Genomic DNA, 18,378 nt, shown 5'->3' on the forward strand with positions numbered 1-18,378 from the left:
GGCCGGAGATGAGCTGGGACCTCGGTCATGAGGATGGGGCCTCGCACCTACAAAGGCAGATTTGTAGGTGCGATCATCGCACACCTATTTCCACTGTCAACCGGAGGGCGTGGTCAGCCCAGGTCGGAGGAACTCAGAGCCCTGGATTCGAATACGACTCTCGGTGTCGACCCCGGATGTGGAGCGGAGGGGATTCGAACCCCTGACCTCTGCCGTGCGAGGGCAGCGCTCTCCCAGCTGAGCTACCGCCCCAGGGTCGACCGGCCCGCAGGGCAGCCGCAGTATAGGCCCCAGGGGCCCCTCGGAGCCCCCAACCGCAGCGGTCCTACCAGGCCTCGGCGCCGTGCACGAAGTAGGTGTCGCAGGCCAGGTCGAGCGTCGCCGCGGTCAGCTCGGCGGGCTCACCCCGGTAGCGGGCGGCGTGGACGACGTGGTCGAGCAGGTCGCGGGGGTGCACCCCGTGGAGGGCGCGGCCCACCTGGCGGTACTGGCGCTCGAGCAGCTCGTCGACCGCCCAGGGCTCCCAGGCGACCTCGTTGCGCTCGCACTCCCGGCGCCAGATCTCCCGGTACTCCTCCTCGGTGGGGTCGGGCACCAGCACCTTGAACCGCACCCGCCGCAGGAAGGCCTCGTCCATGAGGTCGCTCGGCTTCAGGTTGGTGGAGAGGATGAGGAGGGTGGTGAAGGGCACCGCAATGCTCGTCCCCGCTCGGGCGATGTTGAGGTGGTCGATTCCCCGCTCCAGGGGCACGATCAGCCGGTTCAGCAGGTCGGGCGGCTGCATGTGCTGCTGGCGGCCGAAGTCGTCGACGAGGAAGAGGCCGCCGTTGGCCTTGAGCTGGAGCGACGCCTCGTAGAAGCCGAGCAGCGGATCGAAGCCGAGGTCGAGCATCCGTGGCAGCAGCTCCCCGCCCGCCTTGACCACGGGGCGCTCGACCAGCTTCCAGCGCCGGTCGTGGAGGGGCAGCCCGTGGGCCACCTCGATGTGGTGGACGGGGTCGAAGAAGCGGATGACCTCGCCGTGGACGTAGAGCGCACGGGGCACGAACACCGGTTCGCCGAGCAGGCCGGCGCACGACTCCGCGATCGAGGTCTTGCCGTTTCCCGGAGGTCCGTAGAGGAAGATCGCCTGGCGGGCATTCAGGGCGGGGCCGAGGCGTCCGAGCAGGTCGTCGGAGAGCACGAGGTGGTCCAGGGCGCCCAGCAGGGCCTCGCGGTCGATGCGCAGGTCGGACGCGGCCTGGTGCTCGGCGACGGCGGTGTACGCCTCGACCGGCACCGGCGCCGGGCCGGCGTACTGGTTGAGCTGGATCAGCTCGCGAGCGCGGGCGCGGCCGGCGCTCGAGATGAGGAACTGCATGCCGGTGGCGATCGACTCCCCGGCGTTCATGGCGGCCATCCGCACCCCGGTGCTCGCGCAGTACCCCTCGTCGGCCAGGAACTTCAACGTGGTCTCGACCAGGGAGAAGGGCAGGCAGACGTGGCGGGCGATGTCCCCGCCCAGCATGCTGCCGTGGAAGTAGAGGACCTTCAGCACCAGGTCGGAGAGGAAGCTGAAGGGGAGGCCGGTCGCCTCCACGTTCCGCGGAACCGGCGGGTAGGCGACGGTGGTGGCGGCGTTGGCCGCGGATGTGACGGGGAGGATGGGCATCGCTGGAGTCTCGCATCGGCTCCTTCTGCGACGAGGGTGCGCACCCGACCGTCATCGGACCGTTCCAGCCGTGACCGCCGGATCGGACGGCGAGATCCCGGCCCCCGCTGCACGGATCCAGGGCTGGGCATCGCCCACGGGCCGGCGTGCTACCGTCACCCCATGCCAGATGTCCCCCTCGACCAGGGCCATCCGGGCCGGCGTCGGGTCGGGCCGTTCTGGATCGAGGAGGGTGTGGGGCTGGTGATCGCCGGCTTCCTCCTCCTCAGCCTGGTCCTCGCGCTGTATATCGTGGCGGTCGTCAACCGGCCGCGCTGATCACTCCCGTACCCGGAGGCGGGCCCTGCCCGTTGGCCGGATGCGCCCCAGAGGCGCCATCCACCCCATGCGACGCTTCAACGAGCCTCCCCTCCCCGCCCGTCCCGGCCCGCCGGGAGCCACCCCGCCCCCTCCGTCGCCGGCGCGACCTCGGGGCGCGGTGCTGCCGCCTGGGGTCCGCCGCCAGCGGCGGAGCGCCCGCACCGGGATGCCGCCGCGGGTGCCGGGCCAGCCACGGACCCGCCGGCAGCGGGCCAGCGCGAGCACCGGCCACGCCCTCCGGCAGCGCCGCACCCCGCAGATGCGGGCCCTGCGCATCGGGCTCATCCTCCTGGCGGTGATCTGCGGCTGCGGTCTCGCCGGTGTCGCCGCCGTGTACGCCGCCTACCAGGGCTACAAGACCGGGCTGCCCGACGCCCAGACCCTTGCAGGCATGGAGCCCCCCCTCGACTCCCGGGTGGTCGACGGCAACGGCACCCTGATCGGCCTCCTCCACGACAACGGCAACCGCCACCAGCACATCGCGATCGACCAGGTGTCGCGGTGGGTGAAGCTGGCCACCGTCGACGTCGAGGACCGGCACTTCTACGAGAACGGCTCGTGGGACCTGCCCCGCATCGTCAAGGCGGGATGGGACGACGTCCGCCACACCGGCGCCACCCAGGGCGCGTCGACGATCACCGAGCAGCTTGCGAAGATCAGCTTCCTCTCGCCGGAGCGGTCGCTCGACCGCAAGGTGAAGGAGCTGATCCTCGGCATCGAGATCGAGAACAACTTCTCGAAGAACCAGATCCTCGAGATGTACCTCAACCGGGTCTCGTTCGGGAACCACTCGATCGGCATCGAGTCGGCGGCGCAGACCTACTTCCAGAAGAGGTCGCGCGACCTCGACCTCGCCGAGGCGTCGATGCTCGCCGGGCTGCCGAACTCGCCGGTCTATCTCAACCCGCTCGACCATCCCGCCGGGCAGTCGGTGAACCCCAACGCGAAGGCGCGCCAGCTCGTGGTGCTGCAGGCGATGGTGAACAACGGCGACATCACCCAGCAGCAGGCGAGCTTCGCCTACCAGCAGCCGCTGGTGTTCCACGCCGCCGGCGAGAGCGAGCCGTCGGTGACCAACTTCATGATCTACCTGCGCCAGTACCTCGACCAGCACTTCGGCGACGCCTACATCAAGCCCGGCGGCTGGACCATCACCGCCACCCTCGACGCCAAGAAGCAGGCGATCGCGGAGAAGAGCGTCCACGACGGCATCCAGAAGATCTACGACCGCTACAACGCCCACGACGCGGCGATGGTGAGCATGGACCCGCGCAACGGGGCGGTGGTCGCAATGGTCGGCGCCTGGGATCCGAACAACGCCGGGGTCGGCCAGCTGAACATGGCCACCCGTCCGCTGCAGCCGGGATCGACGATCAAGGTGTTCACCTACACCACCGCGATCGCGACCCGGAAGTTCACGATGACCACGCCGATCGTCGACGGGCCGATCCGGCTCGACGACGGCTCCAACAGCGGCTACTCGCCCAAGAACTACGACCACAGCTACCACGGCGTGTGCCCGCTGATGCGCTGCCTGGGGAACTCGTACAACATCCCCGCCGTCAAGGTGGAGGCGGCGGTGGGCATTCCCACCATCACCGACCTGGAGATCGCCGCCGGGCTCACCTCGCTCAAGGATCCCCGGAACCGGCCGAAACCCAACCAGTTCGCCGCCACCCTCGGCGGCCTCACCTACGGCGTCAGCCCGCTGGAGATGGCCAACGGCATCAGCACCATTGCCGCGATGGGCGTCCACCACGACCCCACCCCGGTGGTGCGGATCACCGACGCACGCGGGAAGGTGCTCTACGCGCTCGACGCCAAGGACCAGGGCCACCGGGTGATCCCTGCCAACGCCGCGTACATCATCAGCCAGATCACCAGTAACGACTCCAACCGCTATGCAGCCTTCGGACCGAAGGGCGACCTGACCCTCCCAGACCGCCGGGTGAGCGCCAAGACCGGAACCACGGAGTTCTTCTCGGCGAACTGGACCCTGGGCTGGACCCCGACGCTCGTCAACGTGGTGTGGGTCGGCAACCCCTCCGGCTCCTGCCTCAAGCCCGAGGACCGCGCCAAGGCCGACGTGCGCGCCCGCCTGGGCGACCAGCTCGACGACCCGCTGAGCCCCGCCGACCTCGCCCACTTCGGCCTCTCGCCGAAGGACGACCACTGCGGCCACCTCGAGGGCTCGACCGGCATCACCGGCGCCGCGCCGATCTGGCACGCGTACATGAGCGAGGCGCTCGCCGACCAGCCCAAGGACTGGTACCCGCGCCCCAACGACGTGGTCGGCAGCGGCCCCGGCGAGGACACCACCTTCTTCCTGCCCGGCACCACCGGACCGCCGCCGGCCACCAGCACCGGCAGCGGCAACCCCGACATCGCCGGCGGCGGCTGCTACTACTACGGCGCCGCCGCCGACCCGTCGAACCCCTGCCGCTACGTCGGCACCACCGCCCCGGGCACCGGCACCGCACCGCCGCCGGCCGCTCCCGCGCCGGCGCCCACGGCCAACCCGCCGCCACCGACCCAACCCTAAGCCGCGGATACACTGCCCGGGTGCACGAGACCCCGGGGCCCGACCCGGCGAGCCCGGTGCCCGAGCCCCCGCCGCTGGCCCTCGCCATCGGCCTCGAGCTGGTCACCCGGTACCACCTCCGCCTCACCGATCCGCGCGACGCCCGGCTCGGCGAGCTGGGGGGCGCCTACCCCTTCGGCGCCGCCGCCTGGACGGGACGGCGAGCCGCCTACGTCGGCTTCTACCGCCCGCCGGACGACCCCGCCGCCGCCACCCGGGACCTCGAGGAGCGCCGGTCGGCGGCGCTGCGCTGGGGCGAGGCGCGGCTGAGCGCCCAGGACGCGGAGCGCTGCGACATCCTCCTCATCGCCTTCGGCACCGTGCCCGGGCCGGCGCCGGCCGGGGACGGGGGCGGGGCGGTGCGGGTGGGCGCCGTCGCCATCCAGGAGGCGGGCACGGTCGACGTGCTGCTGCCCCTCCCCCGGGGCCTGCCCAGCGCCGCCGAGCTGCGCCACCACATCCGCTCACTGCGCCAGGGCCGGCCCGCCCCCACCCTCGCCGCGGTCGACCTCGCCGAGCGGCAGACCGTCGCCGCCGGCTACACCGCCCCCACCCGCCGGGCGATGGTGACCCGGCCGGTGGTCACCTACGGGCTGATCGCGGTCATGGTGGTGGCCTACCTGGTCGAGAAGGCCGTGCTCCACTCCGTCCACGGCGGCGCTCCGGTGACCGAGATCGACCTCGGCGCGGTCTGCTCGGGGACGGTCACCACCGACTGCGGCCTCACCCTCGACAACTGGTGGCGTCTGGTCACCAGCGACTTCCTCCACGACCCCACCAACATCCTCCACATCCTCGGCAACGCGATGGCCCTCTTCCTGCTCGGCGGCCTCGTCGAGCAGCTCTTCGGACGGCTGGTGCTGCTCGGCACCTTCCTGCTCACCGCCGCCCTCGGCGACCTCTTCTGGATGGCCGCCACCGCGGCCGGGCTCACCTCCCCCGCCCCCGGCCTGGGCGCTTCCGGCGGCATCCTCGGTCTGATGGGTCTGCTGGTGATGCTCGGCAGGGTGCAGGGGAAGGACGTGCCCGTCGGCATCGCCTCGTCGATCCGCCAGTACGCGATCGGCTACAGCGTCTTCGTGGTCGTCCTCAGCCTGTTCAACTTCGTCCAGAACGTGAACAACTGGGTCCACGTGGGCGGCTTCCTGGCCGGCGTGGTCCTCGGCCTGGTGGTCCCGCCGGTGGAGGCGGTGGGCGGCCGGCGCCTGCGGCTGGTGGAGCGCGGGGTGCTGGTGGCCGTGGTGGCCGCCGCGGTCGTCGCCCTGGGCTTCGGCGTCCACCACGCCGCCGGCATCCTCATCCAGTCGGCGGGCGACCTCCCCCCGGTGAACTGATCAGCCGACCTCGCGGGTGCTCTGCACCGCCTGCCAGAGGCCCTCGAGGTCGTAGAAGACGCGCTCGCCGGGCAGGAAGATGTGGGCCACCACGGCGTCGTAGTCGAGGCAGGCCCAGGACGCGTCCTTCAGCCCGGCGGTCGAGAGCGGCCGCACCCCGGCTCCCCGGCAGGCCTCCTCGACGCTGTCGGCGATGGCGCGAACCTGCCGGTCCGTGTCCCCCTCGCAGATCACGAAGAAATCGGCGATGGTGGTCTTGCCCCGGAGGTCGATGGTGACCACGTCGCGCGCCTTCCGGTCGGTTGCGGCCGCGGCGATCAGGGCGGCGAGCTCGGTCGGCGTCATCCGGCGGGATTATCCCACGGCGGCCCCGAGGCCGCGACCGGCCGGTAGAGGCCGCGCTCCTCGATGAGCCGGGCCACCGGGCCGGGCACCAGCCCGTCGGTGCCGAGACCGGCGCCGGCGCGGCGCCGCACCTCGGTGGCGCTGATCGGCGGCGAGTCGATGTGGACGATCAGGGTGCGACCCGGGTGGAACCCCAGCGCCGCCGCCTCGGCGGCGTCGACCTCGCCCACCCCGCCGCGGTTGAGGAGCAGGAAGCGGGCGCTCTCCAGCACCTCGTCGCGGCGGTGCCAGGTGGGGATGTCGCGGGCGGCGTCGGTGCCGAGGGCGAACCAGATCTCGGTGCCGGGGTGCTCGGCGGCGAGCTCGGCGAGGGTGTCGGCGGTGTAGGACGGGCCGGGGCGGCGCAGCTCGTGGTCGAGCACCCGCATCCGCTCGCGGCCCGCGATGGCGGCGCGGAGCAGGTCGAGGCGGTCGGCGGGGCTGGCGATGGTGGCGCCGCGATGCGGCGGCGTGTTGGCGGGCACCAGCCACACCTCGGCGGCGCCGGCGAGGTCGCGGGCCTGCTCGGCGGCGGCGAGGTGGCCGAGGTGGACGGGGTCGAAGGTGCCGCCGAGCACCACCACCCGGCCGGGGTCGCTCACTCGGTGGGCTCCTCCACGTAGGTGAACTCGGCGCGCCCCATGCGCACGGTGTCACCCCCGACGCAGCCCGCCGCGGCGAGCGCGGCGTCGACGCCGGCCACCTTGAGCCGGCGCTGCATCCGGGTCACCGCCTCCTCGGAGTTGAGGTCGGTCATCGCCACCTCGCGCTCCAGGGCCTCGCCCCTCACCCGCCAGGCGTCGTCCTCGCGCACCACGACGACGTCGCCGAGACGCCGGGGACGGTGGCGATAGATGCGGTGCTCGCCGCTCGCCGACCCCGGCGGGGCGGTGACCGCGGCCGCCCGGCGCGCCTCGATCACCAGCCTGGCCACCCGTCCCAGCAGCTCCTGCACCCCCTCACGGCCGGCCGCCGAGATCGCCAGCGACGCGGGCTCGGCGGCGGCGAGCGCGGCCGCGGCCTCCCGCCCCTCGTGCACGTCCACCTTGTTCAGCGCGACCAGGCCCTCACGGGCGGCGAGCACCTCGCTGAAGGACAGCAGCTCGGCGCGCACCGCCGCCAGCGCCGCCCGCGCCGCCTCCTCCCCCGCGGAGGCGTCGACGACGTGGACCAGCACCCGGGTGCGCTCGAGGTGGCGGAGGAAGTCGATGCCGAGCCCGGCGCCGAGGTGGGCGCCCTCGATGAGGCCGGGCACGTCGGCGAAGACCAGGGTGCGGCCGCCCTCGATCTCGGCGACGCCGAGGTTGGGCTCGAGGGTGGTGAAGGGGTAGGCGGCGATCTTCGGATGGGCGGCGGTGAGCGCCGCCAGCAGCGTCGACTTGCCGGCGTTGGGCAGTCCCACCAGCCCGACGTCGGCGATCAGCTTCAGCTCCAGCTCGATGCGGCGGTGCTGGCCGGGCTCCCCCAGCTCGCCGATCCGCGGCGCCTGGTGCACCGAGGTGGCGAAGCGGGCGTTGCCGCGGCCGCCGCGACCGTGGCGGGCCACCACCACCCGCTCGCCGGCGACGGCGAGGTCGGCGAGCACCTGGTCCTCGTCGAGGTCGCGCACCACCGTGCCCACCGGCACCTCGAGGATGAGGTCGGCGCCGGCGCGCCCCGCCTTCAGCGCCCCGGCGCCGGCCCGGCCGCTCTCGGCACGGAAGCGGCGCCGGTCGCGGAAGGCGCCGAGGGTGCTGGCCTGGGGGTCGGCGACGAGCACGATGTCGCCGCCGCGACCGCCGTCACCGCCGTCGGGGCCGCCGTTGGGCTGGTAGCGCTCGCGGCGGAAGCTGACCGACCCGCGTCCCCCGTCCCCGGCCGTGACCTCGAGGACGACCTCGTCGAGGAACAGCTCAGTCCGCGGCCGGTGCGAGCGCGGCGTCCATGTTGCCGACCCGGAGCAGCGGCAGCTCGAGCACGTTGACCCGGGAGCGGTCGCCCCGGGTCTTGTCGAATGCCACCGTCCCCGAGCGCAGCGCGTAGAGGGTGTGGTCGCGGCCCACGCCGACGTTGTCGCCGGCGAGGATGCGGGTGCCCCGCTGGCGCACGATGATCGTCCCGGCGAGCACGAGCTGGCCGGCGTTGCGCTTCACTCCGAGCCGGCGGCCGGCGCTGTCGCGGCCGTTGCGCGAGCTGCCACCGCCCTTCTTGTGAGCCATCGGGTCAGTCCTCCGTGTCGCCGGCCGTGCCGGTGACCTGCGGCTCCACCGCCTCCGGGGCGGCGGCCTTCGGGGCGCGGCGCCGGGCGGGGGCGGGGGCGGGGGCCTCCACACCGGCGGCGGCGGGCGCGCCCGGGCTGGGCAGCGGCTGGCCGGCGGTGAGCAGCGCCTCCACGCGCAGCTCGGTATACCGGCTGCGATGGCCCTGGGTGCGCCGGTAGCGCTTCTTCGCCTTGTACTTGTAGACGCGCAGCTTGCGTCCGAGACGGTGCCCGACGACGACCGCGGCGACGCGGGCGCCCTGGGCGGCGTCGATCCCGGAGCCGGCGCCGTCGGCGTCGCCGAGGAGGAGCACGGGCTCCAGGGCGATCATCGACCCCACCTCGGCGGCCACGCGGTCGACGAGGAAGCGGTCACCCGGGGCGAGCCGGTACTGGTGGCCCCCCTGCTGGACGATGGCGTACATGCGAGCTCCCGAGATGCTGCGGCGCACGTCCGGGCCGACCGGACTCTGCCGGAATGCCCGGCCAGCGCGACGCGTGAGGATAGCATGCCCGGGCTCAGTGCCCGGTCGGCGACGGGCTCGGACGGTGGAGTCCGCGCGCCGTCGGCGAGGCGCTCGGCGAGGGCGACGGCGACGGGGTGGGCGGCGGCGGGGCGTCGATGTTGATCGGCGCGGTGTCGGGCACCGAGGTCACGGTGCCGTTGGCCTCGCTGACCTGGACGGTCACGGGGTAGCGGCCCAGGTAGGCGGAGGGCACCACGTGGGCCCTGAAGACCACCGTCAGCCGCCCCGGCCCGGCGTTCCCCGCGGGCGGGATGGTCCAGCCTCCGTAGTCCAGCACCACCGCGTTGGGCGCCGGGTCGGTGGCGTTGCTCCGGGTCGCGTTCCCGCCCAGGCGCTCGGTCTTCTGGAAGGCGAGGATGTCGGGAAGGGTGATCAGCACGTCGACCCCCGACGACGGCCCGCTGCCGTCGTTGGTCACGGTGAGCAGGTAGGTGACGTCGTCCTCGCGCTTGACCCGGTTGGGCACCGCCGCGATGCTGATGTTGAGGTGGCCGGAGGGACCGACCTTGAGGTCGGCGGGCTTGCCCACCAGCTCGCCGTCGGCGCTGTCGCTGAAGACGTGGGGGGTCACCGCGAAGGTGCCCGGCTTCGACTTCACGGCGATCGTGAAGGTGATGGTGACGTGGGGGCGGCGCACCGTCCCGTCGGCCTGGCTCACCGGCGCGTTCAGGGTCCACACCCCCCAGGAGGGGTTGTTGGTGCGCACCCCGGGATCCTGGGGCAGGGTCCGCAGCACCCCGTAGGGGTCGATGTCGATGCTGTTGGTGGCGACGTACGTGGCCCCGTCGGGGAGGTCGACGCGGGCGCTCACCCCGCTCGCCGCCTGGGGACCGCCGTTGACGATGCTCAGCGTGTAGGTCGGGGTGTCCCCCGCCTTGACGGTGGCGCCGTTCTCGCCGCTGGTGAGGCTGACGATCAGGCTGCTGAGGCTTCCACTGCCGCAGCCGGGCAGCGCGGGCAGAGCCGCGAGCACCACCAGCAGGGGGAGCAGCCACGCCAGTGCGCGGCGAGAGCCCGCGCTCAGACCCGGCTCGGGGTCCTGAGCGGCGAGAGCGGCCGCCGGACCGAGCGCGGCTGCAGCGGCACGTCGGCGGCGCTGGGCAGCGGCATCGGATAGCCGACCTCGGCGAGCAGCCGGAGCGCCAGCGTGACGTCGAGCCCGACCACGGTGTCGACCCGGCCGCCCACCGCCTCGATCCAGTCCCCGGCGCCGCCCTGGATGGCGTACCCGCCGGCCTTGTCGAGGGGCTCGCCCGAGGCCACGTAGGCGTCGAGGTCGGCGTCGTCGATCATCCGCATCCGGACCGCGGAGCGGCTCACGCCCAGCGCCTCGGCCCCGTTGGGCGCGGCGATGGCACAGATGCCGGTGAGGACGGTGTGGCGGGTGCCCTTGAGCTCGTCGAGCATCTGGCGGGCCCGCTCGGGGGTGCCGGGCTTGCCCATCAGGCCGCTCGGCCCCACCACCGCGGTGTCCGCAGCGAGGACGAAGGTGCCCACCGCCTGGGTGCGGGCCACCGACAGCGCCTTGTGACGTGCCACCAGCTGGACGGCGAGATCGCTGCACATCCCGGAGGGAGGGCTGATCTCCTCGGACGGCGGGGTCACGACGGTGAAGCGGACACCGATGCGACTCAGCAGCTCGCGCCGGCGAGGGCTGGATGAGGCGAGAACAATGCGTGTCATCGGCGGCGCGTGCTCAGGCGGTCCGTGAGACTCACTTCTAATGGCCGGCGGCGGGAGATCGGGAGAGGAGCCACCGTGCCCGCCGGGCGCGGCGACGAGAAACCGTTCATATGGTATCAAGTTTGAGGCTGTGGTTTCCGCACAGGTGAGGGATGTGGAGGCGGTGCGCGGTCACGGCCGGCCGGCCATCGCGCCCAGCACCACGGCGGCGAGCCCGGCCAGGGCGGCCACCGCGGCGGCCTGCCGGACGGCGCGCCGGCCCAGCCCCGGCGCCAGCCGCCCGTGGACCGCGACGGCGGCGAGCACCACCAGCGCCGCGGCGGCGCCGGGGAGGCGGGGCAGCGCCGCCGGCGCCCACAGGGACATCCCCGCGAGCACCACCACCCCGAGCACCAGGGCGCGGGCCGGAGCCGGCGAGCTCCCCGGCTCGTCGGGCAGCAGCAGCGGGGCGGCAACCAGCACCGCGACCGCGGCGAGGTCGCGAGCCAGCGCGACCCGGGTGCCGGGGAGACCGACGATCACCGGGAGGCTGAAGGTGGCGCCGGCGGCGGCGAGGGCGAGCGCGGGCACGGTCGCGGCGGCGGCGACCAGCAGCCGGGGCGGCGACCAGCGCACCGGTCCGGTCAGCGCCACCGCGGCGGCGAGGAGCACGAGCATGCCGAGCAGGTTGGGGGCGGGGCCGGAGCGCCCCGGCAGGCTGCTCGCCGGGCTGCCCGGCAGCGGCAGCAGCGCCGCGGCCAGCCCGGCGCAGACCACCCCCGCCGCCGCCGGCGCGGTCCACCGCGCCGGCGCCACCGCCGCCCGGCCGCCGGCGAGCAGCGCCGCCCCGGCGAGGTAGGCGCCACCGGGGTAGAGCAGCACCGCGGCCGCCGCGGAGAGCAGCGCGAGGGCGTCCATCAGCCGCTCACCCCGTTGCCGAAGACGCCGGTGGTGAGCCAGTCCGGGGCGAGCCCGAGCCCGAGCAGCCCCAGCGCCACCGACCAGGCGAGCAGCCGGGTCACCCGCGGCGCGGGCAGGGAATCGCCCGGCCGCCAGCCCCCGGCGAGGGCGCGCGCCGCCGTGCCCAGCAGCGCCGCCGAGGCGACCAGCCCGGCGAGCAGGGCGGTGCCGTTGGCCGCCGCCAGGCCGAGGAGCACCAGGTAGCGGCCCCAGAAGGCAGGGGTGGGGGGCAGCCCGGACAGGCTGAGCCAGGCCAGCCGCCGCTGCCGGTCGAGGGCGGAGCGGGCGCTGTGGAGGAGCAGCGGGCCGGCGCCCATGTGGGTGAGCACGAGCACGAAGCAGCCCAGCCGCCCGGAGGCGTGGGTGCTGCCCAGCCCCGCCGCGGCGAGGGCGAGGTCGGCGATCAGCACCCGCCCGTAGCGGGCCGGCTCGGTCGATCGCAGCGCCATCAGGCTGCCCCAGGCCGCGCTCACCACCCCCAGGCAGAGAAGCACGTTGGCGAAGGGGTTGCGGGCCCCCGGGGGCAGCCCGGGGAGCAGCACGGTGGTGCCGAGCAGCACCGTGGGCGCCACCAGCAGCGCCCACGGGGCGACGTCGGCGCCGCGCACCACCCCGGTGGAGGCGGCCGCCCAGCCCCCCAGCGGCAGCAGTGCGAGCAGCGCCGACACCCCGGCGGCAAGGCAGCCACCGGCCAGCGCGGTGCGGGCGTCGAGGGTGGGCCCGGCGCCGGGGAGGAAGGCGGCGGCGGCGATCAGCGCGGCCGCGCCGAGGCCGGCGATGCGCCCGGCGGCGAGGGTGGCCCGGTGCGGCGCGGTGGTGATCCACCGCACCGTGATGGTCGCGACCGCGACGGCGATGGCGACGGCCCAGACGATGGCGACGGTGGCGGAGAGGGCGACCGCGCAGGCGGCGCCGGCGGCGCAGGCGGTGAGCACCTCGCCGCCGTCGAGCCGCGGCGCCAGCGCCAGGGTCAGCGCGAGGGCGAGCCCGGCGACCACCATCAGCCCGGCGGCGGGCCGGCCGAGGGCGAGGCTGGCGCCGTAGCGGGCGGAGGCGGCCGGGCCCGGCCAGGGTGCGGTCGTCGAGACCCCGAGAGCGCAGAGACCGGCGATCCCGGGCACCGTCCACGCCAGGCGGCGGCGGTGCCGCAGCGGGCCGAGGAGGAGCGCGGTGAGACCGCCCGCCACCCACACGCCGGCCAGCAGCATCGGGGTCACACCCCCGCCTCGGGAGCGGCGGCGCGGTGGTGGCGGCCGCGCAGCCAGCCGGCCGTGACCGCGGCCGCGGGAGCCAGGGCGGCGGCCGCCATCGCCTCGGGCAGGGCGCTCGGCCCCGCCTCGAGGATCCAGGCCACCGCCCCGGCGAGGGCGACGGTGGCGGCGCCGACCAGCAGGTCCTCGAGGGCGCGGGCGCGGAGCAGCCGGATCGCCCCCACCAGCCAGGTGTAGGCGGCGGCGAAGACCGCCCCCTGGGCGGTTCCGGCGGCGCCGACGAGCACGTTGAGGCTGACCCACGACGCGGCCACCAGCGCCAGCGCCGCGGCCGCGGCACGGATGCTGCGGGGGCCGAAGAGCGCCTCCCGCGGCGCCACCACGGGAACCAGCGGGTCGAGCCCGGCCACCCTGCCCATCCGCCGTGCGCCCTGGCCGGCCGCCGGGTCGAGCAGCGCCGCGGTCAGCCCGGCGCCGATCACCACCGCCGCGGCGGGCAGGCCGCCGACGCTCGCCGCCGAGGGGGCGAGGGTCAGACCGACCACCAGCGCGGCGATGCCCACCGCCCGGTGCCCGTCGACGAGGGCGGCGACGGCGCCGCCGAGGAAGCCGAGCGCGGCGATCAGGGTCTGGCTCATCGGAAGATGAACAGGCAGGCGGCGACGCCGGCGAGGACCACGACCAGGCCCGGCTGGGTGACCAGCCAGCGGTCGACGGAGACGAGCACGTGGATCCCCCTCCCCGCCGCCGCCAGCCCGCGGGAGACCAGGCCCGGCAGCGCCCGCCCCAGGGACGGCCAGGCGTCGACCAGCGCTGGGGGCGGCGGCCCGGGGCGGCCCGGCTCGCGCCCGGGGGTGGCGACACCCTCGATCGCGGCGGCGGAGGCGGCGGCGACCACCGCCAGCAGGGCGGCGAGCTCGAGGTATCCGCCCGGCCAGCCACCGCCCGCGCCCAGCACCGCGCCGGCGTCGACCACGCCCGAGGTGCCGGCGTCGGCGAGCGGGTCGATGATCCCGCCGAGGGCGAGCCCGGGCAGGAGGCCGAGCACCGCGCCGCTCACCACCGCGAGCAGGGCGTCGACCCGGGGACGCCCCCAGGCCAGCCCCGACGGCGCCGAGGCGAGCGTCGAGCGCGCCGCGGCCGCCCCGGCGGCGGCGGTCAGCAGCCCGACGGCGGCCACCCCGCTGCCCGCCGCCGCCCCCAGCGGTCCCTGGGGCAGCGCCGCGCCCGCGCCCATGACGAGCGCGGTGGTGCCGATCCCCAGGGGCAGGCCGCCGGCGGCCGCAAGCGCCATGGCACGCAGCCAGACCGCGGCCCGGCCGCTCCCCTCCTCGCCGCCCGCCCCCCAGGCCGGCGCGGCGGCGAGCACGAGAAGCAGGGCGACCCCGGTGGCGGCGACCCCCAGCCGCGCCGGCTGGGTGACCACCCCGGCGAGGGCGATCACCGGGCCGGCGGCGGCCAACGCCAGCGCCCGCCCGGCGGCGGTGGGCAGGGCGTGGCGGCGCAGCGCCTCCACCGCCCCGGCGAGGCCGATCGCCAGTCCCGCCGCCACCAGGGTGCCGGCCACCAGCGGCGGCAGCCCGGCGTCGCCGGCGGCCTCGCTGAGCCGGAGCAGCACGATCAGGCCGGTGGGGACGGCGGCCACCGCCACCCAGCTCGAGCTCTCCCGCCGGCCCGGGACGGAGGGCAGGCCGGCGGCCCCGAGCAGCCGCACCGCGCCGGCGAGCGCCCAGGGCCCGGCAACCGTCCCCCAGGTGAGGGCCCGGGCCGGGAGCGCGCTCAGGTCGGTGGTGCCCACCCCGTTCTGGAGCTCGATGGCGGCGGCCAGGAGGCCGAGCGCGGCGGCGTGCTGGAGGGCGAGGCCGATCCGCGCCCGGCGCCCCAGCGGCCCCGCGCCGGCGGCGAGCAGGACGGCGCCGACGTTGCCGAGCTCGAGGCCGCCGAAGAGCAGCACCGCGTTGCCGGCGAGGGCGGCGAGGCAGCTGGCGGTGAGGCAGAGCATCAGCCCGGCCCGCTCGACCGGGTTCCGCCGCGGCTCGGCGAGCGCCATCAGCGTCACCGCGCAGGCGATCATCGCCACCGTCAGCCCGGCGGGGTCGGCGCGGAGCACCAGCGCCGCCCCGGGGACGAGGTCGCCGAGCGACCGCTCGACCCGTCCGGAGGGCAGCACCACGGGGAGGTCGGAGGCGAGCAGCGCCAGCGCCGCCACCACCGCCGCGAGCGACAGCAGCCGGGCCGTCCGGGCGGCCCGCGGCGGCAGCGGATACAGGGCCAGCGTGGCAGCGACCAGCACCCCGCAGGTGAGCAGCGGCCGGAGGCCGGGGCTCAGGAGGAGGCCGCCTGGCCGCTGCCGCCGCGCCCCGGGGTGGCCACCTCCTCGGCGCAGTACGGGCAGACCCGCCAGCCCAGCCGCAGCCAGCGCTGGCAGCCACGGCAGCGGCGGGCGAACTGGGTGCGGCAGTAGGGGCAGATGACGAAGTCGAGCTCGATCTCGCGCCCGCAGGTGGGGCAGGGCCGCGAGACCACCTCGACCGGGCCCTCGGTGAGCGCCTGCTCCTCGAGCAGGAGCGCGCGCTCCTCGTCGAGGGTGTGGGGGGGCCGCAGCACCAGGTAGAGGAGCAGGCCGAGGTAGGGCAGCACGTTGACCGCCCCGGCGAAGACGGCGAGCAGCGGCGACTCGCTGCGGCGCCGGGCGTCGCGCACCGCCCAGAAGGCGAGCGCGATCCAGAAGAACGCGAGGAAGAGGACGACGACCACCACCAGCAGGGTGCCCGCCGCGGAGTCGAGGAGGGCAGCCGGCGGGGCGGTCATCCCTGGTCGAGCAGCCGGCGCAGGGTGTCGCGCTGGGCGATCGCCTCGGCGAGGAGGCGGCCGGTCCTCTCCACCATCTCCGGCCCAGCGCCGTCGACGAAGCGGGGGTTGGCCAGCTGGGCGGTGTAGCGGTCGACCAGGGCCTGTGCCTGCCGCCACTGCTTCTCCAGGCGGGCCCGGTCCACCGGCGCCCCGCCGGTGCCCAGGGCGGCCTCCGTCCCCCCCGCCACCACCCGCACCGGGTCGGTGCCGGTGGGGAGCTCGTCGACCACCGTCACCGCCACCAGCGCCTCCACCAGCCGGCGCAGGTCGTCGGTCGACAGGCTCTCGTCGGCGGTGCGCAGCGTCACCGGCTGGCGCTGCTTGAAGCCGGTGGGAAGCCCGGCCTCCTGGCGGGCGTGGCGCAGCGCCCCGACCAGCTCCATCACCCGCTCCACCCCGGCGGCGGCGCCGTTGGCGCCCTCCCGCCACCAGGACGGCGGCGCCGGCCACTCCCGCTGCTGCAGCGTCGGCGCCGCCCCGGGCAGCCGCACCGCGCACTCCTCGGTGACGAAGGGCATGAACGGGTGGAGGAGGCGGAGCAGGGTGTCGAGCACGGTCACCGCGGTCCACTCCGCGGCGACCCGGGACGCGGGGTCGGCGTCGTCGCCGAGCCGGCCCTTGATCATCTCGACGTACCAGTCGCAGTAGCCGCGCCAGGTGAGGTCGTAGAGCCGCTCCATCACCTCGTGGAAGCGGTAGGCGGCGATCGCCGCGTCGCAGGCGGCGACGGTCTCGGCGACCCGGGCGAGGATCCAGCGGTCCTCGGGGTGCAGGGTGGCGGGGTCGAGCTCCGGCGCCCGGGCGATGCGCTCGCCGTCACCGAGCCGGGTGACCAGCAGGCGGGTGGCGTTCCACAGCTTGTTGGCGAAGAGCCGGTAGCCGGCGACGCGGTTCTCGTCGAAGCGCATGTCCTGGCCGGAGGTGCCCACCGCGCCCGCCCAGGCACGCACCGCGTCGGCGCCATAGCGCTCGATCATGTCGAGGGGGTCGATCACGTTGCCCTTCGACTTGCTCATCCGCGAGCCGTCGACGGCCATGATCGTGCTGTTGATGATCACGTCGCTGAAGGGCTTCGCGCCGGCGAAGCGGAGGCCGGTCATGATCATCCGCGCCACCCAGAGGAAGATGATCTCGCGCGCGGTCACCAGCACGTCGGTGGGATAGAAGCGGCGCAGGTCGGGGGTGTCGTCGGGCCAGCCGAAGATGGCGAACGGCCAGAGCGCGCTGCTGAACCAGGTGTCGAGCACGTCGGGGTCGTCGGTGAGCTCGGCGCCGCCGCACTCCGGGCATGCCTCGGGGTGCTCGACCCAGGCGAAGCGGTGGCCGTTGGCGCAGATCGACACCGGGATGGCGTGGCCCAGCCAGAGCTGGCGGCTGATGCACCAGTCGCGGATGTTGCGCATCCAGTCCAGGTACACGTTCTCGAAGCGCCGCGGGTGGAAGCTCACCTCGCCGGCCTCGACGGCGGCGATCGCGGGCTCGGCGAGCGGGCGCATCGTCACCCACCACTGCTCGCTGATCAGCGGCTCGAGCACGCCCTTGCAGCGGTCGCAGTGGCCGACCGAGTGGACGTACTCGTCCTCCCCCACCACCGCGCCGAGCTCGCGCAGCGCAGCGGTCACCTCGGCGCGGGCGCGGTTCACCGACAGCCCGTGGAAGCGGGGCAGGTCGGGCACGTCCATGGTGCCGTCGAGGGCGATCACCCCGATCATCGGGAGGCCATGGCGCTGGCCGATGTCGTAGTCGGTGGGGTCGTGGGCCGGGGTCACCTTGAGCGCGCCGGTGCCGAACTCGGGCTCGACCGCATCGTCCTCGAAGATGGGGATCCGCCGCCCGGTGAGCGGCAGCACCACGAGGCGCCCCACCAGCTCCGCGTAGCGGGGGTCACCCGGGGACACGGCCACGCCGGTGTCGCCGAGCATGGTCTCCGGCCGCACCGTGGCGATGGTGATGTCACCGCCGCCCTCGACGGGGTAGCGGATGCGCACCAGGCTGTCGGTGTGCTCCTGCCACTCCACCTCCTCGTCGCTGATCGCCGAGCGGCAGCGCGGGCACCAGTTGACGATCCGCGGGCCGCGGTAGATCAGCCCCTCGTCGTAGAGCTCCTTGAAGACGACACGGATGGCACGAACGTAGGCGGGGTCGAGGGTGAAGCGCGCCCGCGACCAGTCGCAGGAGAAGCCGAGGCGGCGCATCTGCTCGAAGATCCGCCCCCCGTACTCCTCGTACCAGGCGTCCACCCGGGCCCTGAAGGCCTCGCGGCCGAGCTCCTCCTTGGTGAGGCCCTCGGAGGCGAGCTGGCGCTCGATCACGTTCTGGGTGGCGATCGCGGCGTGGTCGGTGCCCGGGCACCACTCCACCTCGTCGCCGCGCATCCGGCGGTGCCGGGCGAGAACGTCCTGCACCGAGAACGACGCGGTGTGCCCCATGTGGAGCGCCCCGGTGATGTTCGGCGGCGGCAGCGCGATGCTGAAGGAGGTGCGGTCGGTGGTGGCGTCGGCGACGCCGACCCCGAGCTCCTCCCAGCGCGCCCGCCAGCGCGGCTCGACGTCGGAGGGAGAGAAGGACTTGTCCATGAGGGCTCCTGGGCTAGGGCTCGGAGTATAGAGGGGCCGC

The 18,378-nt window shown here is 74.9% G+C and carries 17 protein-coding genes and 1 tRNA gene; 3 read left to right on the top strand and 15 right to left on the bottom strand.

What is annotated here, in order from left to right:
* Nucleotides 1-179: 179 nt before the first annotated feature.
* Nucleotides 180-252, bottom strand: a tRNA-Ala gene (locus VGL20_11985).
* A gap of 73 nt (nt 253-325) precedes the next feature.
* Nucleotides 326-1,651: an ATP-binding protein gene (locus VGL20_11990; GenBank protein HEY2704403.1), complete on the bottom strand. Its 1,326-nt coding sequence runs from the start codon at nt 1,649-1,651 to the stop codon at nt 326-328.
* A 162-nt stretch (nt 1,652-1,813) separates the two neighbouring features.
* Between VGL20_11990 and VGL20_11995 the strand changes: the two genes are divergently transcribed.
* The 3 genes from VGL20_11995 to VGL20_12005 all read left to right on the top strand — a co-directional run bounded on the left by VGL20_11995 (nt 1,814) and on the right by VGL20_12005 (nt 5,926).
* On the top strand, nt 1,814-1,969 hold the full coding sequence (locus tag VGL20_11995) for a hypothetical protein (GenBank protein HEY2704404.1): 156 nt from the start codon (nt 1,814-1,816) through the stop codon (nt 1,967-1,969).
* Between the two features lie 67 nt (nt 1,970-2,036).
* Entirely contained in the window at nt 2,037-4,553 is a 2,517-nt protein-coding gene (locus tag VGL20_12000; GenBank protein HEY2704405.1) for a transglycosylase domain-containing protein, read from the top strand.
* A 20-nt stretch (nt 4,554-4,573) separates the two neighbouring features.
* On the top strand, nt 4,574-5,926 hold the full coding sequence (locus VGL20_12005; protein ID HEY2704406.1) for a rhomboid family intramembrane serine protease: 1,353 nt from the start codon (nt 4,574-4,576) through the stop codon (nt 5,924-5,926).
* Here the strand turns inward: VGL20_12005 and rsfS are convergent, their stop codons facing one another.
* From rsfS to VGL20_12070, 13 genes are all read right to left on the bottom strand, one after another.
* The gene (gene rsfS / locus VGL20_12010; protein HEY2704407.1) at nt 5,927-6,271 is read right to left on the bottom strand and encodes a ribosome silencing factor; all 345 of its coding nucleotides are present in this window, start codon (nt 6,269-6,271) and stop codon (nt 5,927-5,929) included. It abuts the gene before it with no gap.
* Nucleotides 6,268-6,912: a nicotinate (nicotinamide) nucleotide adenylyltransferase gene (gene nadD, locus VGL20_12015; protein HEY2704408.1), complete on the bottom strand. Its 645-nt coding sequence runs from the start codon at nt 6,910-6,912 to the stop codon at nt 6,268-6,270. Before nadD ends, rsfS begins: the two co-directional genes overlap by 4 nt.
* Nucleotides 6,909-8,201: a GTPase ObgE gene (gene obgE / locus VGL20_12020; GenBank protein ID HEY2704409.1), complete on the bottom strand. Its 1,293-nt coding sequence runs from the start codon at nt 8,199-8,201 to the stop codon at nt 6,909-6,911. The genes nadD and obgE overlap by 4 nt, the downstream gene beginning before the upstream one ends.
* Nucleotide 8,202: 1 nt before the next feature.
* Entirely contained in the window at nt 8,203-8,508 is a 306-nt protein-coding gene (gene rpmA, locus VGL20_12025) for a 50S ribosomal protein L27 (GenBank protein HEY2704410.1), read from the bottom strand.
* A gap of 4 nt (nt 8,509-8,512) precedes the next feature.
* Entirely contained in the window at nt 8,513-9,001 is a 489-nt protein-coding gene (gene rplU / locus VGL20_12030; GenBank protein HEY2704411.1) for a 50S ribosomal protein L21, read from the bottom strand.
* Nucleotides 9,002-9,068: 67 nt separating this feature from the next.
* Nucleotides 9,069-10,049, bottom strand: coding sequence for a hypothetical protein (locus VGL20_12035; GenBank protein HEY2704412.1), 981 nt, complete (start codon nt 10,047-10,049; stop codon nt 9,069-9,071).
* A 47-nt stretch (nt 10,050-10,096) separates the two neighbouring features.
* Nucleotides 10,097-10,759: a Maf family protein gene (locus tag VGL20_12040; GenBank protein ID HEY2704413.1), complete on the bottom strand. Its 663-nt coding sequence runs from the start codon at nt 10,757-10,759 to the stop codon at nt 10,097-10,099.
* 171 nt (nt 10,760-10,930) lie between these two features.
* On the bottom strand, nt 10,931-11,656 hold the full coding sequence (locus tag VGL20_12045) for a hypothetical protein (GenBank protein ID HEY2704414.1): 726 nt from the start codon (nt 11,654-11,656) through the stop codon (nt 10,931-10,933).
* On the bottom strand, nt 11,656-12,915 hold the full coding sequence (locus VGL20_12050; protein ID HEY2704415.1) for a hypothetical protein: 1,260 nt from the start codon (nt 12,913-12,915) through the stop codon (nt 11,656-11,658). The genes VGL20_12045 and VGL20_12050 overlap by 1 nt, the downstream gene beginning before the upstream one ends.
* On the bottom strand, nt 12,912-13,547 hold the full coding sequence (locus VGL20_12055; protein HEY2704416.1) for a hypothetical protein: 636 nt from the start codon (nt 13,545-13,547) through the stop codon (nt 12,912-12,914). The genes VGL20_12050 and VGL20_12055 overlap by 4 nt, the downstream gene beginning before the upstream one ends.
* Nucleotides 13,544-15,202 (bottom strand): hypothetical protein, encoded by a 1,659-nt coding sequence (locus VGL20_12060; protein ID HEY2704417.1) that lies wholly within the window; start codon nt 15,200-15,202, stop codon nt 13,544-13,546. Before VGL20_12060 ends, VGL20_12055 begins: the two co-directional genes overlap by 4 nt.
* Before the next feature lie 32 nt (nt 15,203-15,234).
* Nucleotides 15,235-15,720: a zinc ribbon domain-containing protein gene (locus tag VGL20_12065; GenBank protein ID HEY2704418.1), complete on the bottom strand. Its 486-nt coding sequence runs from the start codon at nt 15,718-15,720 to the stop codon at nt 15,235-15,237.
* A complete protein-coding gene (locus VGL20_12070) occupies nt 15,717-18,338 on the bottom strand; it encodes a valine--tRNA ligase (GenBank protein ID HEY2704419.1) in 2,622 nt (873 codons plus the stop codon). The genes VGL20_12065 and VGL20_12070 overlap by 4 nt, the downstream gene beginning before the upstream one ends.
* Nucleotides 18,339-18,378: the final 40 nt, after the last annotated feature.

The sequence above is a fragment of the Candidatus Dormiibacterota bacterium genome (genome assembly GCA_036495095.1).
GTDB lineage: Bacteria > Chloroflexota > Dormibacteria > Aeolococcales > Aeolococcaceae > CF-96.